We start from the raw sequence: 17072 nt of genomic DNA on the forward strand, positions 1-17072 counted from the left end.
GTTCATGGCCGGGGGCGGGCGGACGACGCGCGTGCACGGGCCGTTCTGCTCGGATGCCGAGGTCGAGAGCGTGGTGGCCCATCTCAAGCGCCAGGGCCGCCCCGCCTATCTCGACGCCGTCACCGCCGACGAGGACGAGGCCCCGGCCAAAGGGGCCAAGGGCGGCGGCAACGACCTCGAGATCGACGGCGCGGTCTTCGACCAGGGTGCCTTCGGCGAGACCGGCGGCGACCTCTACGAGCAGGCGGTCCAGGTGGTGCTGCGCGACCAGAAGGCCTCGACCAGTTACATCCAGCGCCGCCTGCAGATCGGCTACAACCGGGCCGCCTCGCTGATGGAGCGGATGGAGATCGAGGGCATCGTCGGCCCGGCCAACCACGCGGGCAAGCGCGAGATCCTGGTCGAGACCGAAGGGCAGGGGATGTAATCCCGGGAGTCGAGAGGGATCATCCCTCTCGCGGGGTGCAGGGCGGAGCCCTGGGGCATGCAGATCAGGGCTTCGCCCCAACACCCCACCAAAGGGATGATCCCTTTGGAATCCCGGGATTGGGCCGCCCTCAGCCGCCCATCACCGTGTCGGCCAAGAGCTTGACGTTCAGCGCCACGATCAGCCCGGCGATGGCCCAGGACAGCCATTTGAGCCAGCCCGGCACCACCAGCGCCCCCATCTTGGCCGGGTCCGAGACGAAGCGCACGAGCGGGATCACCGCGAAGGGCAACTGCATCGACAGCACCACCTGGCTCAGCACCAGGAGCTTCGCCGTGCCGGCATCGCCGTAGAGGGCGGTGACGACGACCACGGGCACGATGGCGATGCCGCGGGTGACGAGGCGGCGCGCCCAGTTCGGCAGCCGCAGGCGCAGGAAGCCCTCCATCACGATCTGGCCGGCCAGCGTCGCCGTCACCGTCGAGTTCAGGCCGGAGGCGAGGAGGGCCACCGCGAACAGCGTCGAGGCGATGCCGGCGCCGAGCAGCGGCGACAGCAGCTCGTAGGCCTGCTCGATCTCCTCCACGTCGGTACGCCCGCCCGCGTGGAAGACCGAGGCCGCCAGGATCAGGATCGCGGCGTTGACGAAGAGCGCCAGCATCAGCGCGACCGTGGAATCCGTCACCGCGAAGCGCAGGGCCGCCCGCCGGCCTTCCAGATCGCGCGGATAGGCGCGGGTCTGCACGATGGCCGAGTGCAGGTAGAGGTTGTGCGGCATCACCGTGGCCCCGATGATGCCGATGGCGATGTAGAGGGCAGCCGGGTTCGTCACGATCTCGCGCGAGGGGATGAAGCCGCCGAGCACCGCCTCGATGGGGGGCGCGGCCAGGGCGATCTGCGCGGCGAAGCAGACGAAGATCACGGTCAGCAGGCCGATCACGAAGGCCTCCAGCGCGCGGAAGCCCCGGCGCAGGAGCAGCAGCACGACCAGCACGTCGAGGGCGGTGATCACCGCGCCGAGCGTCAGGGGAATGCCGAACAGGAGCTTCAGGGCGATCGCCGTGCCGATCACCTCGGCGAGGTCGCAGGCGATGATCGCCGCCTCGCAGGCGAGCCAGAGCGCGAGGCCGACCGGCCGGGAATAGGCGTCGCGGCAGGCCTGAGCGAGGTCGCGTCCGGTGGCGATGCCGAGCCGGGCGCTCAGCGCCTGCAGCACGATCGCCATCAGGTTCGAGATCAGGATGACGGCGAGCAGGGTGTAGCCGAACTGGGCGCCGCCCGCGATGTCGGTGGCCCAGTTGCCGGGGTCCATGTAGCCGACGGCCACCATGTAGCCGGGCCCGACAAAGCCCATCAGCCGGCGCAGCCAGGAGCCGCCGGCCTGCACCGCCACGCTGCCGTTCAACGCGCCGAGGCTCGGCTCATCCTGCACCCGGCCGAGGCGCCAGGCGGTGTCGCGGGGAAGGACGTTCACGGCGCTCGTTCGGATCGGGGACTGGACTGCGCGAGATATAGCTAATGCTATAACGCTTGTGAACAGCTAAATCCGGGTCTGCATGAGCGGAGGCGCGGATCCGAAGTCCTGCGTGATCCGGGACTGCGGGGGCTCCCGAGCGGGGCGCTCCTGGGGTAGAAGGTCGGCAAAACGCCCCCGAACGTCCATCCGAGGTGCCCCGACCGATGCAGGCTCGCCGACCGACCGCAGCCGCGGAAGACCATCTCGTCGACCCGGAGGTCCACGTCGCGAGCTTCCGGCAGGCCCGCGAGGCGCGCCGCTCGGAACTCGCGGAGGATTATGTCGAGCTGATTGCCGACCTGATCGGTGATGGCGGGGAGGCACGCCAGGTGGACATCGCCGCCCGCCTCGGCGTGGCGCAGCCGACGGTCGCCAAGATGCTGAAGCGCCTGTCCGAGGACGGGCTGGTGCAGCAGCGGCCCTATCGCGGCGTCTTCCTCACCGAGGCCGGGCAGATCCTGGCGGCGCAGGCGCGCGAGCGGCACCGGATCGTCGAGCGCTTCCTCTGCGCACTGGGCGTCAGCGCGGAGACGGCGCGGCGCGACGCGGAAGGGATCGAGCACCATGTGAGCGGCGAGACGCTGGAGGCGTTCCGGCGCTTCGCCGAGGGGCGGGCCGGAGCCTGAGGAGCCTCACTCGGCGAGCGCCAGCGCCGGCGCTTCCGGCTCGCCGCAGGCCTCCTCGCCGTCCGGGATCACATCGACCTCGACCTTGAGTTTCTGCCGTCCCGAGCCGGCGACGATGCCGTCGATGGGGGCGACGTCGCTGTAATCACGGCCGCGGGCGACGATGATGTGGTCGTCGCGCACGGCCAGGTCGTTGGTGGGGTCGAGGCCGCGCCAGGCATCCCCGCACCAGACCGCGACCCAGGCGTGGCTGGCATCGGCGCCGCGCAGGCGCGGCTGGCCGGGGGGCGGCGCTGTGCGCAGATAGCCGCTGACATAGGCCGCGGGCAGGCCCATGCCGCGCAGGCCCGCGATCATCACGTGGGCGAAGTCCTGGCAGACGCCGGCCTTCAGGGCGAAGGCCTCGGCCAGGGGGGTGTGAACGTTCGTCGCCCGCGCGTCGAAGCGGAAATCCGTGCGGATGCGGTGCATCAGGTCGTTGGCCGCGCCGTAGGCGCTGCGGCCGGCAACGAAGCTCGCGCGGGCGTAGTCCGTCACCTCCGGGACCAGGGGCACGCGCGTGCTCGGGAACAGGAAGTGGATGGGCGCGTCGGCGCCGAGATCGCGGGAGGCCACCACCGCGTCGCGGACCTCGTCCCAGGGCAGCCCCGATTCCGGCGCAGGCGGCTCCGGCCGCGAGACCTCGACCCGCGACACCGCCTCGACGTCGAACTCGGTGTGGGGCACGTCGACGGTGATGCCGAGCGCCTCGATGCCGAAATAGTCGCGCCGGGCCACCGCCGAGGCCGGGCTCGGGGTGATCGTCACCGCGCTCGACTGGACCACCTGCCCATCGCCGTCGCGCGGGCGCAGGCGCAGCGAGCAGCTCGCGAAGCGCACGGGCCGGCCGTAGCGGTAGGTGGTGCGGTGGCGCAGCGTGTAGATCACCCGAGCCCCGCAAGCTTGTGGGGACGCATGGCCTCCGGCCCGCGCGCGAAGTAGCGGGCGCCGATCGAGTCGGCCAGCCGCTCCAGCTCGGCCTCCATGCGGGCCATGCCGACCGCGTCGAAATCGGCCGCCTCGCTCGACCGGAACTCCGCGACGATGCGCGCGGCCAGCCGGCATTGCGGCTCGGGCACGCCGTCGGCGGAGAGCGACGGCAGCTCGGCAAGGTGCCGCGCGATCGCCTCCGCCTGAAAGGCGATGGAGCGCGGGTTGTAGGGGTCGAGCAGAACGAGGTCGCGGACAGGATCGAGGGCGACGCCCTCGAGGTAGCGGGCCCCGTAGCTGATCTGCGAGTCGCACAAAGCCAGCATCACGCCGAGGCTCTCCGGGTTCGCTTCGTCATGGGCGAAGGCGAGGGCGAAGTCGCAGGTGTTGATCGCCCGCTCGATCCGGCGGCCCAGATCGACGAAGTGCCAACCCGCCGCCCGGTTGAGATTCTCCTGGGAAAGGCCAGACAGGGCCGAGAGGTGGCTCAGCGCCCGCTCGGCCCGGCCGAGGAGCTGCGATTCGGTGAAGGCGCGGCCGGGATCCAGGGAGAGCAGCTCCACCAGATCGGCGAGCACGCGCCAAGCCTCGCCGGACAGCCGGTTGCGCAGCATCGCAGCGTTGCGACGAGCCGATTCGATATGGGCGCGGGCGGAGCCGCGGACCTCGCGGCCGGTCAGCGCCTCCTGGGCGAGGATGGCGGTCGGCAGGCCCGCCGCGCTCGCCGCCCCCCATTCGGTGAGGAGGGTCCGGATGCGCTCGGCGGTCGGGCCGTGCGGATTGCCCCGGATATCGGTGGCGAGCGCGTCACCGATGCTGCGCAGATGCGCGACCACGAGGCGGATCACCGCCTCCGCGCGCTCGGCGTAGCGGCCGAACCAGAACAGGCCATCGGCGGCGCGCGCGGGCAGGTGGCCGGGGATGCGGCGCACCCGCGGCGTCCGTGTCTGCACGAGCCTGGTGCTGTCGACCGGCTTGTCGGACAGCACCCAGACATCGGCCGAGCGGATGCCGAGGCGCAGCTCGGTCGGGTCGAGATTGTCGCGCTCGGCGACGCGGCAGAAGCCGCCCGGCATCACCTGCCAGCCGGACGGGGTGTGCGCGGCGAAGACACGAAGCACGAAGGGACGAGGCACGAGGTGCAGCCCGGAGCCGGTGCGCTCCCAGCTCGGCATGGTCGAGAGCGGGTCGAGTTCCTGACCGACATAGTCGAAGGGCCGGTCCCGGAGCGCCGCCACCGTGCGCTCGCGGTCGGCGGCCAGCGCCTGCGGCCCGAGGATGGCATCGCGCCCGGCGCCGCGCTGCGGCGTCGCAGCCGGGCGCAGCGTCAGAGCGTCGAGGTTGTCGCGGACATGGGCGAGGCCGTCCGGGTCGCCGCACCACCAGGTCGGCGGTCCTCCGAGCTTCAGATCCTCGCCGAGCAGGCGCCGGGCGATACCCGGCAGGTAGGCGCCGAGGGCGCCCGATTCGCACAGGCCCGAGCCCGGGATGTTGCACATCACCAGGCTGCCGTTACGCAGGGCCTCCAAGACGCCCGGCACGCCGAGCCGGGAGGCCGGGTTCAGCTCCAGCGGGTCGAGATAGTCGGCATCGATCCGCCGCCAGAGGGCGTCGGCGCGCTTCAGCCCGGAGACGGTGCGCACGTGCAGCCGCCCGTCCTGCATCACGAGGTCGTCGCCCTCGACGAGGAGCAGGCCGAGATAGCGGGCGAGCGCGGCCTGCTCGACATAGGTGCTCGAATAGGGCCCCGAGGTCAGCAGGCAGATGCGCGGATCGGCCCGCTCGGCCCCGGCCGCGAGCCCCTCGCGGAAGGCCTGGAAGAAGGCGGGAAAGCGCTCGACGCGCAGCTCGTCGAAGACGTCGGGGAAGGTGCGGGCGAGCACCATCCGGTTCTCCAGCGCCCAACCCATGCCCGAGGGCGCCTGGGTGCGGTCGGCCAGCACCTGCCAGCGCCCGTCCGGGCCGCGGCCGATATCGGCGGCGTAGAGCTTGAGGAAGCGGCCGCCCGGCGGCTGGAGGCCGTGAAGGGGCCGCAGGAACTCGGGCGAGCCCGCCACCAGGGCGGCGGGCAGGAAGCCCCCCGCCACCAGGTCGCCGGGTCCATAGACATCGGCGAGGATCATCTCCATCAGCTCGGCGCGCTGGACCAGCCCCGCGCTGAGGGCACGCCACTCGTCGGCCTCGATGACGAGGGGCAGGGAGCCCAGCGGCCAGGCATGCTCGCGCTGATCGCCGTAGACGCGGAAGGAGATCCCGGCATCGCGGATGTGCCGCTCCGCCGAGACGAAGCGGGCCATCATCTCCGGCTCGCTCAGGCGCCCGAGCCGGTCGAGCAGACGCGGCCAGGCACCGCGCGGGGACCCGTCGGGGGCGAGATAGGCGTCGGGCCGCCCCGGCAGGGGGCTGTACCCGGCAGTCCAGCGGGCGAGCCGCTCTGCGCAGCCCGCCGCATCCCCAAGGTCCCCGAGCGGCGTCATTGCGGCCCGGGCGTTCGCAGGTCGAGGGTGAGCGGGAATTCGGGATTCCCCTCCTCGCGCGGCATCGCGACCCGGCCCGGCGTATGGCCGTGCGCCTGGAAGCGGGCGAGGCGGCGCCCCTCCGCCTCGTAGGCGTTGACCGGATGCGTCTCGTAGTTGCGCCCGCCCGGATGGGCGACGTGGTAGCGGCAGCCGCCGAGCGAGCGCCCGCTCCAGGCATCGAGGATGTCGAAGGTGAGCGGCGAATGGGCGGGGATCGTCGGATGCAGGGACGAGGCCGGCTGCCAGGCCTTGAAGCGCAGGCCCGCCACGGCTTCGCCCGCGGTGCCGGTGCCGGTCATCGGCAGGCGGCGCCCGTTGCAGGCGATGACGTGGCGACCCGGCACGAAGCCGTTCACCTTCACCTGCAGGCGCTCGACGGAGCTGTCGACGAAGCGCACGGTCCCCCCGCTCGATCCCTCCTCGCCGAGCACGTGCCACGGCTCCAGCGCCTGACGCAGCTCGAGATGCACGCCGCCATGCTCCACCCGCCCGAAGACGGGGAAGCGGAACTGGCTCTGTGCCTCGAAGGCGAGAGGGTCGAAAGCGTAGCCGGCCCGGGCGAGATCATCCAGCACGCCGAGGAAATCGGCCCAGAGGAAATGCGGCAGCATGAAGCGATCGTGCAGGCCCGTGCCCCAGCGGACACAGGTTCCCGCCTGCGGCTCGCGCCAGAACCAGGCGATCAGCGCGCGCAGCAGGAGCTGCTGGGCGAGGCTCATGCGCGCGTCCGGCGGCATCTCGAAGGCACGGAACTCCACGAGGCCGAGGCGGCCGGTCGGCCCGTCGGGCGAGTAGAGCTTGTCGATGCAGATCTCGGCCCGGTGGGTGTTGCCTGTCACGTCCACGAGGATGTTGCGGAAGATCCGGTCCACGAGCCAGCGCGGGATGTTGGGCTGGTCGGGCGCGGGCACTTGGTTGAGCGCCACCTCCAGTTCGTAGAGCCCGTCGTGGCGGGCCTCGTCCATGCGCGGGGCCTGGCTCGTCGGGCCGATATAGAGACCCGAGAACAGGTACGAGAGCGCCGGGTGGCGCTGCCAGTAGAGCACCAGACTCTTGAGCAGGTCGGGGCGCCGCAGGAAGGGCGAGTCGTCGGGGGTCGCGCCGCCCACCACCACGTGGTTGCCGCCGCCGGTGCCGGTGTGGCGGCCGTCGGTCATGAACTTCTCGGCGCCGAGCCGGGTCTGGCGCGCCTCCGTGTAGAGCCCGGTGGTGATATCCACCGCCTCGCGCCACGACGCGGCCGGGTGCACGTTGACCTCGATCACGCCCGGATCGGGGGTGACCTTGATGACGCTGACGCGCGGGTCGTAGGGCGGCTCGTAGCCCTCGATATGGATCGGCTGGCCGCACTGCGCCGCGGCCGCCTCCAGATGGCCGACGAGTTCGAGATATTCGTCCACGCGCTGGAGCGGCGGCATGAACACCCGCAGCACCCCGTCGCGCGGCTCGACGGCGAGCGCCGTGCGCACGGCGACGCCTGCGATGCCGGCGCCGTTCGGCCGGGGCGCCTGGCCGGCGGCTTCGGGCAGGTCCGCCCGCGCCTCGAGCGGGTCCTGCGGCTGATAATAGGGATAGCTGTCCGGCGGCACGTGGGGCAGCTGGGCCAGCGGCAGGCGGAAGCCCACCGGCGAATCGCCGGGCACCAGGAAGGCGTTCCCGCGGCGGAACTCCCAGGCCTCGGAGATCCAGACCCGGTCGGCATCGCCGCTCCGGGGCAGGCTCGCGATCGGCAGGACGTAGCCGGCCGGCTCGCCGAAGCCGCGCTTGTACACCCGGGCGATCCGGGCATCGTACTCGACAGAGCCGCTCTCGGGCCGGATCGGCGTGACGTTGACCGGCAGGCGCTCGCGCTCCTTCTCCCAGTACTCGGAATCCTCGAAGGCCGGGATGACGTAGGCGCGCAAGGCCAGCCGATCGGCGAGCGCCTCGATCAGCGCGCGCGCCTGGGTGATGGTGGCGTCGGTGCCAGCCTCGGGCGCGATCAGCGCGGCGTCGTTCCAGATCGGCTTGCCGTCGCGGCGCCAGTACAGGCCGAAGGCCCACCGCGGCAGGCTCTCGCCCGGATACCACTTGCCCTGGCCGTAATGCAGGAAGCCGCCGGGCCCGAAGCGGTCGCGCAGGCGGCGGATCAGCTTGTCGGCCAGATCCCGCTTGGTCGGCCCGACGGCGGCGGTGTTCCACTCGGGATGCTCGAAATCGTCCACCGAGACGAAGGTCGGCTCGCCGCCCATGGTCAGCCGCACGTCCTGCGCCGCGAGGTCCGCGTCGATGCGGTCGCCGAGCGCGTCCATCTCGGACCAGACGGCGTCCGAGTAGGGCTTGGTGATGCGCGCGGTCTCGGCGACGCGGACCACGCCCATGGCGAAGTCGAACTCGGTCTCGGCCGGCTCCGAGAGGCCGGAGATCGGGGCGGCGGAGCGGTAATGCGGCGTCGAGGCCAGCGGGATGTGGCCCTCGCCGCAGAGCAGACCCGAGGTGGCGTCGAGCCCGACCCAGCCGGCGCCCGGCAGGTAGACCTCGGCCCAGGCGTGCAGATCGGTGAAGTCGGTCTTGGTGCCCTCCGGCCCGTCCACCGCCGTGGTGTCGGGCACGAGCTGGATCAGGTAGCCGGAGGTGAAGCGCGCGGCGAGCCCGAGCCGGCGCAGGATCTGCACCATCAGCCAAGCCGAATCGCGGCAGGAGCCGCTCTTCAGGGTCAGGGTCTCGGCGGCGGTCTGGACGCCCGGCTCCATGCGGACGCCGTAGGCGATCTCGTTGGCGACGATCTGGTTCAGCGCGACGAGGAAGCGGACGGTGTTCGTCTCCTGCGTCTTCTGCGGCAGGGCGGCCAGGAAGGCGTCGATCTCGGGGCCCTGCGCCTCGTCGAGGACGAGATAGGGGGCGAGCTGGCCGTTCAGGTCCGCATCGTAGGCGAAGGGCATCGCCTGGGCGTAGTCCTCGACGAAGAAGTCGAACGGGTTGATCACCGCCATGTCGGCGGTGAGATCGACCTCGATCTTCAGTTCGTCCGTCTTCTCCGGGAAGACCAGCCGCGCGAGCCAGTTGCCGTTCGGATCCTGCTGCCAGTTCAGGAAGTGGTTCTGCGGCGTCACCTTCAGGGCATAGGCCGGGATCTTCACGCGCGCATGCGGCGCCGGGCGCAGGCGGATGACCTGGGGCCCGAGGCTGATCGGCCTGTCGTAACGGTAGTGGGTGACGTGGTGCAGGGCTGCTTTGATCGACACGGTCACTCTCGTCTTGAAGGTCGAACGCCGACGCCGCGGCAGGCTCTCGCATATCTGCGACATTGGGTATGGCGCAGCGGGGCAGCCCCAAGCAATTTCCATGCGGCCCTCCCGTCCGACCGAGGGAGGGATTCCTGTTAGCCGGTTAGGCAGGACGGGAACCTTGCCGGTCAAGTCGCGATTACGCGGGAACGGGCACCGGCGCGGCGGCTTGCCCATCACGGCCGCTCGGCCCATCGATGGGCGCTCGGCGACGGGACCGCCGACGGAACCGGCCATGAAGATCTTCCAGTGCCAGGCCTGCGACCAGCCGGTGACCTTCGAGGCCACCGCCTGCGAGAGCTGCGAGCGCCGGCTCGGCTATGTCTGCGACCGTCACGAGGTCTCGGCACTCGAGCCGGTCGGCACCTCGGTGCAGCCGAACCTCGCCGAGACCCCGGTCTTCCACGCCTATGCCCATCCCGGCCGGCGCTACCGCTTCTGCGCCAACGCGGCCCATGGCGCCTGCAACTGGCTGGTGCCCGACGAGCAGCCGGACGTCTTCTGCGTCACCTGCCGCCACAACCGGGTGGTGCCGGACCTGACGATCCCGTGGAACCTCACCCGCTGGCGCCAGATCGAGACGGCCAAGCACCGGCTGTTCTACTCGCTGCTGCGCCTCGAGCTGCCGCTCGCCACCCGCGCGCAGTACACGGACGGGCTCGCCTTCGACTTCCTGGTCGATCCGTCCGAAACCTATGTCGGCGGCCCGCCCGTGATGACCGGCCACATCAACGGCCTCATCACGATGAACATCGCCGAGGCCGACGACGTCGAGCGCGAGCGGCGTCGTACGCTGTTCGGCGAGCATTACCGGACATTGCTCGGCCACTTCCGCCACGAGATCGGACACTATTTCTGGTACCTGCTCGTGATGAACGGGCCGAATCTGGAGCGTTTCCGGGCCCTGTTCGGCGACGAGAGCCTGAACTACGCGGGCGCCCTCCAGACCCATTACGCCAACGGCGCCCCCGCCGACTGGGAAGAATCCTTCGTCTCGACCTACGCGACCAGCCACCCTTGGGAGGACTTCGCCGAAACCTTCGCCCACTACCTGCACATCGTCGACACGATCGAGACCGCCTCGACCTTCGAGCTGCACCTGCGCCCGCGCCTGCGGCGCGGCCCATCCGCGCCGGTGGTGATCGATTTCGATCCCTACAAGACGGCCGACCTCGACCGGCTGATCGAGGCGTGGCTGCCGCTCACCTACGCGATCAACTCGCTCTCGCGCAGCATGGGCCAGAGCGCGCTCTACCCGTTCACGCTGACGCCGGCCGTGATCGCCAAGCTCGCCTTCGTGCACGAGCTGATCTACGCCGTGCGCAGCGACGCGCCCGTCCAGGACGGTAGCGAGACCGGCCTCGACATCCTGAAGGCGGTGATCACCGGGCTCCGGCAGAAGGTCGCCGCGCCGACCGCGTGAGCGGGCCCATTCGGAGACCCTCCGATGCCGGCCCTCGCCCCGAGGTCTCCTCACGTCGCCTGGACCACGACTTCCACGAGGTTCGGCCTGCCCGACCGGATGCCCGCCTCGATCGCCGGGGCGATGTCACCGGCGGCCGTGACGCGTCGGGCCGGCACGCCCATCGAGGCGGCGAGCGCCGGGAAGTCGATGCGCGGATCGACGAGGTCCATGGCGATGAAGCGGTTGGCCCGCACCGAAGCGTAGTGATCCTGCGATTTCATGAAACGCTTCAGGATGTTGTACTCGGCGTTATTGATGACGACGAAGGTGATCGGCAGATCCTCGTGCGCGGCGGTCCAGAGGGCCTGCGGCGAGTAGAGAGCCGCGCCGTCGCCGACGACGCAGACCACCGGCGCGCGGTCGAGCCCCAGCGAGTAGCCGACCGAGGCCGGCATGCCCCAGCCAAGCACGCCGCCGCGCATCGCCGCGTATTGATGGGTGTTCGGGCTGTCGAGGAAGGTGCGCAGATGGACGAGGGTGGCCGGCGCCTCGTCCACGATCGCCGTGTCGTGCCCGACCGCGCGGGCGACCTCGCGGGCGGCGACCAGCGGCGCAATCACCGGGTCCGCAAAGGCCGCATCCGCCGCCGCCGCGAGCTTGGCCCTGCGCTCCGCCCGCGCCCCGGCCGCCCGCGCCCGGAGCGCGGCGTAGGCGTCGGCGCGGGGGCGCAGGCGCTCGGCCAGCAGTGGCAGCAGCACGTCGAGGGAGGCGCGGATGTCGCCGACCATCGACAATTCGGTGGTGTAGGTCCGCCCGAGGTCGCGCACGTCGGCCGAGAGCTGGAACACCCGCGTGCCCGGCGGCACCGCCGAGCCCTCCGTGTAGAGCACGGTGATCAGGGACTTGCCGCCGAGCGCGAAGACCGCGTCGTAGGCGCCCAGGATCTCGGCGATCTCGTTGGCCTTGGTCGGCAGGTTCCCGGCCCAGAGCGGGTGCGCGGTGGGGAAGGGGATGTGCGCCGGCCAGGACGAGCCGTAGACGGGAGCGCCGAGGGCGTCGGCGAGCGCCACCGCCTGCGCCGAGGCGTCGCTCGAATCGATCTCGTCACCCGCGATCAGGGCGAGACGGCCGGGCGCGATCCCGGCGAGCCGGTCGGCGAGGATGGTGAGTGAGCCCGCCACCGCGCGATGGTCGATGGTCGAGACCTCGCCCGCGGGCGCCGCGGTCATCGCGTCCATCACGTCCATGGGCAGGGAGAGGAACACCGGCCCGGAGGGCGCCGCACCGCAATCGTGGAAGGCGCGCCGCAGCAGGATCGCGAGCTGGTCCGCGTTCGTGACCTCGCGGGCCCATTTCACCACCGGGTCGGCGATGGCGACGAGGTCGCCGAACAGGAGCGGGTCGGTGATGGCGTGCCGCGAATCCTGCTGGCCGGCGGTGACGACGAGCGGCGTGCCGGAGACGTGCGCGTTGATCAGGTTGCCGAAGCCGTGCCCCAACCCGCCCGCCGTGTGCAGGTTGACGAAGGCGGGGCGCCGCGCCGCCTGGGCGTAGCCGTCGGCCATGGCCACGGCGCTCGCCTCCTGCAGGGCGAGGACGTAGGCGATGTCCGGCGTCTCGGTGAGCGCATCGATCAGCGGCAGCTCGGTGGTGCCCGGATTGCCGAAGATGTGGCGCACGCCCTCGGAGCGCAGCACCTCCAGGAGCAGGGCGGCTCCCCGCCGCGGGGCCAGCGCATCAACCGTCGCGATCATGGGCTCTCCTCGTGGTGCCGTCCCGGCCCGGGAGCCTACCCGATTCTGCGTCCTCAGGCTCGACCGACCGGATAGGTGCGGCCCTTCCAGCTCGCCGCGCCGGCCCGCTCCCGGCGGAGCAGCACGTTCCACTGGATCGCGAGCGCCACCAGCACCGTGGCGGGGTGGAGCAGAATCGTCGGCCACGGCTCGCGGACGGCGAGCGTGATCGCGGCCCGCGTCGCCAGCGAGAGGGCGAGGGCGGTCGCGGCCAGGACCAGGGCGGCCGGCGCGATGAGCCCGGACAGGCCCGCCGCGACGAGAAGCCAGGGCACGATCTGGCCGAGCAGCAGCAGCAGGGTCCAGACGGGCAGGGCGCGGGGCGTCGCCATGCCCTCGTGGGCGTTCTTGGAGAAGCCGGCCCAGGCTTCGCGGAAGCCCCGGTACATGTGGCAGCGCGCGAGATCGCGGCCCGCCACGAGGTCGGTCCGGCGGCCATGCGCCCGGAACAGGCGCGGCAGGCGCATGCCGTCGTGGAGCGAGGTGCGGATGCCGGCATGGCCGCCGGTCGCGGCATAGGCCGCGCGCGCGGCGAGGATGAGTTGGCCGCAGGCCGCGCCGAGGCTCGGCTGGAGCGAGGCGCGCATCGCCGCCACCGGCAGGTAGCTGACCAGCAGGAAGTTGATCATCGGCACGGTCAGGCGTTCGCCGAGGCTGTCCATGCGCTGGCGCGGCACGGCGCTGACCAGATCGGCGCCCGTGCGCGCGGCGTGGGCCGCGAGCCGCGCCGCCGCCTCCGGCGCCAGGGTCACGTCGGCGTCGATGAAGAGGAGATGCGCGCCCTGCGCCTGGGCCGCGAGATGGGCGCAGGCGGCGTTCTTGCCGGTCCAGCCCTCGGGCAGGCTCGGCACGGGGACGAGACGCAGGCGCGGATCCTCCGCGGCGAGGCCGGAGACGATCGCGGCGGTGTCGTCGGTCGAGTGGTCGTCGCCGACCAGCACCTCGACGGGCGTCCCGGTCGAGGCGAGGGCCGCACGCACGGTGCCCGCGATGGTGCCGGCCTCGTTGCGGGCCGGGATCAGGATCGAGACGAGGCCCGAGCCGCCGGGCTCCGGCTCCGGCTTCCGCAGCAGGATGAGATTCATGGCGGCGAACAGGGCAGGCTGCAGCGCGACCGCCAGGCAGAGCAGCGCGAGAACGACGGTGGGATCGAGGCTCACGGCAGGGGCTCCCCGGTCGGCCGCTCGATCGTGTGGGCGGGATCGAAGCGGCGGCCGGCCGCCAGCGCGGCGAGGCGCCGCCACAGATCGTAGATGCCGCCGACGCCCTTGCGGCCCGCCAGCAGCGGCCGGAACCGCTCGGGCTCACGGCTGACGATATCGGCACCGAGCCGGTCGAGCACCGCCGCGAGGTCCCGCTCCAGCCGGGCGAGGCGCTCGCTCCGGGGCATGGCCAGGAGTTCGGCCGCGGTGACGGGCGGCCCGAAGGCGGCGAAGGCCTCGGCCCCGCGCTCTTCCCAGAAGGCGTAGTCGAGGGCGAGCGGCACGAGGAGGGCGTCCGGCGCGAGTTCGGCGAGGCGGGCGACGCCGGGCCTCAGGCCCAGCGGCCGGGCGCGCGCGTCGACGAAGCGCCCCTGCGCGGTGATCCAGAGCATGCGCCGCGGATCGGCCAGGATGGCGCGGGCGTTCCGCAGGAACTGCGCGGCTCCCCGCGGGCTGTCGAGATCGACGCCGAAGGCGCCCATGCGCTGGAAGATCCGATAGCGGGCGAGCATCCGCGCGTCGAAGGGCGCCCGGCCCTCGCGCTCCGGGAACAACTTGGCGGCGAGCAGGATCACCACCGCCGCATCCCACCAGGCCGGATGGTTGCAGTAGACGACGATCGGCCCCGGATGGCCGGCACAGTCCGGCCAGCCCCAGCGCGGGAGGCGCACGGCGTTGAGGTGCCGCCGGGTGAAGCGCTCGAAATAGGCCGCCATGAAGCGCCAGAGCGCGGGCGAGACGCGGGGCAGGTCGGAGGCGCGGAGCGCGGGACCGGTCACGGGCGTGTCCTCCGCGCCTGCGGGACAGGGTCGATCAATGCGGGCCGGTGCGTCGGGTTCGGAGCCGGAGGCCACACGCCCCCTCTCCCCGCGAAGGGAGCGGGAACGGGGCGCAGCATCGTCACGCCGACTTCCGCAGGCCGCCGCGGGCATCCTGGTCGTGCGCGTCGGCCGCGATCCAGCCGGACATCATCACCATCGGCATGCCGGGGCCGGGATGGGCCGCGCCGCCGGCCAGATAGAGGCCGCGCACCTGCCGCGAGCGGTTGCCGGGCTTGAAGGCGCCCATGACGCGCCCGTGCGAGGCGAGGCCGTAGATCGCCCCGTTCAGCACCTTGTAGCGGTCGTGGATGTCCTGCGGCGTGAGATGGCGCTCGACCACGATGCGCTCCTCGAGGTCCGGCATCCCGGCGGTGCGCTTGAGCTTGTCGAGGATCACTTGGCGATAGGCCGGGAACATCTTCGACCAGTCGTGATGGGGCCGCAGATAGGGGGTGTGCACGAGCACGTAGAGGGCCTCCCCGCCCTCCGGCGCCACGGACGGGTCGGTGGAGGAGGGGGCGGCGAGATAGGCGGTCGGGTCCGGCGCCGGCTCGCCCCGGCGGTAGATCCAGTCGAACTCCTCCTCGGGATCGCGCGAGAACACGAAATCGTGGTGGTTCAGGTGCTCGTAGCGCCGGTTCAGGCCGAGATAGAGCACCACGCCCGAGCAGGCGGGCTCCGGGTTCTTCTTCTCGTAGGCCTTGCCCGCCGCGCCGCCCACGAGTTCGCGGTAGGTCCGCACCGAATCCATGTTCGAGATCACGGCGTCGTAGGACGCCGTGCCCTCCCGCGTGCGCAGGCCGCGCACGGCGCCGTCCACGATGTCGAGGCCGGTGACCTCGGTGTTGGGCTTCAAGGTCGCGCCGAGCTCCTCGGCGAGCTTCATCAGCCCCTCGGCCACGGCCCGGGTGCCGCCCATCGGGTACCAGACGCCGTCGGCCGTCTGCATGTGGGCGATGGCGCAGAGAACGGCGGGCGCGCCATAGGGGGAGGAGCCGACATACTGCACGAAATGGTCGAGCATCTGGGCGAGGCGGCCATCCTTCACCTTGCCGCGGATGGTGCTCGCCACTGAGGCGTGCATGCGCAGGGAGAGCACGTCGCGCAGCGTGCCCGGATTCATGTTGGCGCGGATGTTGATCGTGTCGAACAGATCCTCGACCGGCTTCCAGAAGAAGAACTTTTCCGAGACGCCGTGCAGGTGCTCGGAGATCGCCAGGAACTTCTTGTAGCCCTCGCCGGCCCCGGCGCCCGGCACGAAGCGTTCCATCTCGGCCGCCATCGTCGCGACGTCCTGCATCAGATCGATGCGGGTGCCGTCGTCGAAGAAGCAGCGCCATTGCGGGTCGAGACGGCGCAGGTCCATGTAGTCGTGGACGCTGCGGCCGGCCTCGGCGAAAATCCGCTCCAGCACCCGGGGCACCGTGAGGATGGTCGGCCCCATGTCGAAGCGGAAGCCACCCTCGTGCAGCACCGCCGCCTTGCCGCCGAGCCAGTCGTTCTTGTCGTAGAGGGTGACCCGGTGGCCGCGCGCGGCCGAGACGCAGGCGGCTGCGAGCCCGCCCAAACCGCTGCCGATGACGGCGACCGACGAACCGGACTGCATCGCGTTACGCTCCTACGGAACGCCCGGGCGGCGCACCGCCGGGGCTGATGGTCGTGCGCGCCGGGCGCGGGGTCAACGCGCTCCGCCGTCGCGCGACAGGGTGACGAAGGGGGCTCATGCCGGCCGCCGGGTCGCGAGGCCGAGGGCGAGGGCGAGCCCGGCGAGCGCCAGAGCCGCCAGCACGCCCCAGGCGGTCAACGCGGCCCCGTCGCCGAGCGCCCCCTGATAGGCCTCGATCGCCCAGGCGTTGGGGGTGAGCCAGCCGGCCTGCTGCAGCCAGGGCGGCATCAGGAAGCGGGGCACCATGCTGCCGCCGATGGCCGAGAGCAGAAGCACGCCGAAGGTCGCGCAGAGATGCGCCTGCTGGCGGGTCGCCGCCGCCGCGCAGGCCGCGAGCGCCAGCCCCGCCGCCATGGCGGAGACGAGAAGGCAGGTCGCGAGGAACGGCAGCCAGTGCGGGCCGATGGCGACGCCGTAGAGGAGGCCCGCGGCGGCGAAGATCAGCCCGGCCTGGACGAGCCCCTGCAGCGTGAGGAAGGCGAACTTGCCGAGAATGATGACGGCGAGGCCGCCGGGGCCCGCGCTGAGCCGGTCGGCGAGGCCGGATTCGCGCTCGTCCACCAGGGAGAGGGCGCCCTGCATGGCGGCGAAGAGCAGGAAGACCGCGGCGATGGCGCCGGCATAATAGCTGACGCGCGCATTGCCGGCGGCCGCGGCCGTGCCCCGGCGCTCCACCAGCGCCGAGAAGCTGAAGGGCTCGCGCTTCGCCCGCTGCTCGGCGAAGGCGGCATCGAGGAAGGCGCGCTCGTCCGGGCCGATCTTGCCGTCGAAGGCGGCGATTGAGCTGGTGGTGACGATCACGCCGCGGCTGCCGCCCGCGTCCGGGGCCTGGCCTGCGATGGCCTCGGCCGCGAGCCGGACC

Annotated in this window: 12 protein-coding genes; 3 read left to right on the top strand and 9 right to left on the bottom strand. The window is 71.8% G+C overall.

Going from position 1 to position 17072, the window contains the following annotated elements; translation table 11 throughout:
• Positions 1-427: DNA translocase FtsK (locus MET9862_RS23985; RefSeq protein WP_280178991.1), on the top strand; the 427-nt coding region annotated here is incomplete at its 5' end.
• Positions 428-557: 130 nt separating this feature from the next.
• On the opposite strand, the gene MET9862_RS23990 is transcribed toward MET9862_RS23985, so the two are convergent.
• Positions 558-1901 (bottom strand): Nramp family divalent metal transporter, encoded by a 1344-nt coding sequence (locus MET9862_RS23990; protein ID WP_185156983.1) that lies wholly within the window; start codon positions 1899-1901, stop codon positions 558-560.
• 206 nt (positions 1902-2107) lie between these two features.
• Here MET9862_RS23990 and mntR point away from each other — a divergent pair, with 206 nt between their 5' ends.
• Complete coding sequence (gene mntR / locus MET9862_RS23995; protein WP_142585402.1) at positions 2108-2569, top strand: manganese-binding transcriptional regulator MntR; 462 nt, start codon at positions 2108-2110, stop codon at positions 2567-2569.
• A gap of 6 nt (positions 2570-2575) precedes the next feature.
• Here the strand turns inward: mntR and MET9862_RS24000 are convergent, their stop codons facing one another.
• From MET9862_RS24000 to MET9862_RS24010, 3 genes are read right to left on the bottom strand one after another with little or no spacing between them, the layout of a single operon-like run.
• Positions 2576-3496: a transglutaminase family protein gene (locus MET9862_RS24000; protein WP_142585404.1), complete on the bottom strand. Its 921-nt coding sequence runs from the start codon at positions 3494-3496 to the stop codon at positions 2576-2578.
• Positions 3493-6015: a circularly permuted type 2 ATP-grasp protein gene (locus MET9862_RS24005; RefSeq protein WP_142585406.1), complete on the bottom strand. Its 2523-nt coding sequence runs from the start codon at positions 6013-6015 to the stop codon at positions 3493-3495. Before MET9862_RS24005 ends, MET9862_RS24000 begins: the two co-directional genes overlap by 4 nt.
• Complete coding sequence (locus MET9862_RS24010; RefSeq protein WP_185156984.1) at positions 6012-9281, bottom strand: transglutaminase family protein; 3270 nt, start codon at positions 9279-9281, stop codon at positions 6012-6014. The genes MET9862_RS24005 and MET9862_RS24010 overlap by 4 nt, the downstream gene beginning before the upstream one ends.
• 277 nt (positions 9282-9558) lie before the next feature.
• On the opposite strand from MET9862_RS24010, the gene MET9862_RS24015 reads away from it, so the two are divergent.
• Entirely contained in the window at positions 9559-10746 is a 1188-nt protein-coding gene (locus tag MET9862_RS24015) for a zinc-binding metallopeptidase family protein (RefSeq protein ID WP_142585410.1), read from the top strand.
• A gap of 50 nt (positions 10747-10796) precedes the next feature.
• Here MET9862_RS24015 and MET9862_RS24020 read toward each other — a convergent pair whose 3' ends face one another.
• From MET9862_RS24020 to MET9862_RS24040, 5 genes are all read right to left on the bottom strand, one after another.
• Positions 10797-12482, bottom strand: coding sequence for a thiamine pyrophosphate-binding protein (locus MET9862_RS24020; RefSeq protein WP_142585412.1), 1686 nt, complete (start codon positions 12480-12482; stop codon positions 10797-10799).
• Positions 12483-12535: 53 nt separating this feature from the next.
• A complete protein-coding gene (locus MET9862_RS24025) occupies positions 12536-13681 on the bottom strand; it encodes a glycosyltransferase family 2 protein (protein ID WP_244612877.1) in 1146 nt (381 codons plus the stop codon).
• Positions 13678-14439 carry a lysophospholipid acyltransferase family protein gene (locus tag MET9862_RS24030; protein ID WP_142585421.1) on the bottom strand — a complete coding sequence of 254 codons (762 nt, stop codon included), beginning with the start codon at positions 14437-14439 and terminating at the stop codon, positions 13678-13680. Before MET9862_RS24030 ends, MET9862_RS24025 begins: the two co-directional genes overlap by 4 nt.
• Before the next feature lie 184 nt (positions 14440-14623).
• The gene (locus MET9862_RS24035) at positions 14624-16150 is read right to left on the bottom strand and encodes a phytoene desaturase family protein (RefSeq protein ID WP_142585414.1); all 1527 of its coding nucleotides are present in this window, start codon (positions 16148-16150) and stop codon (positions 14624-14626) included.
• A gap of 114 nt (positions 16151-16264) precedes the next feature.
• Positions 16265-17072 (bottom strand): ABC transporter permease (locus MET9862_RS24040; protein WP_142585416.1); only part of this gene is annotated, 808 nt, incomplete at its 5' end.

The organism is Methylobacterium symbioticum (genome assembly GCF_902141845.1).
GTDB lineage: Bacteria > Pseudomonadota > Alphaproteobacteria > Rhizobiales > Beijerinckiaceae > Methylobacterium > Methylobacterium symbioticum.

What these genes read in the sequence shown, in the direction of transcription:
- MET9862_RS24020 (WP_142585412.1), bottom strand. Translation starts at nt 12,482, where the DNA reads ATGATCGCGACGGTTGATGCGCTGGCCCCGCGGCGGGGAGCCGCCCTG.
- MET9862_RS24005 (WP_142585406.1), bottom strand. Translation starts at nt 6,015, where the DNA reads ATGACGCCGCTCGGGGACCTTGGGGATGCGGCGGGCTGCGCAGAGCGG.
- MET9862_RS24035 (WP_142585414.1), bottom strand. Translation starts at nt 16,150, where the DNA reads ATGCAGTCCGGTTCGTCGGTCGCCGTCATCGGCAGCGGTTTGGGCGGG.
- MET9862_RS24030 (WP_142585421.1), bottom strand. Translation starts at nt 14,439, where the DNA reads ATGGCGGCCTATTTCGAGCGCTTCACCCGGCGGCACCTCAACGCCGTG.
- MET9862_RS24015 (WP_142585410.1), top strand. Translation starts at nt 9,559, where the DNA reads ATGAAGATCTTCCAGTGCCAGGCCTGCGACCAGCCGGTGACCTTCGAG.
- mntR (WP_142585402.1), top strand. Translation starts at nt 2,108, where the DNA reads ATGCAGGCTCGCCGACCGACCGCAGCCGCGGAAGACCATCTCGTCGAC.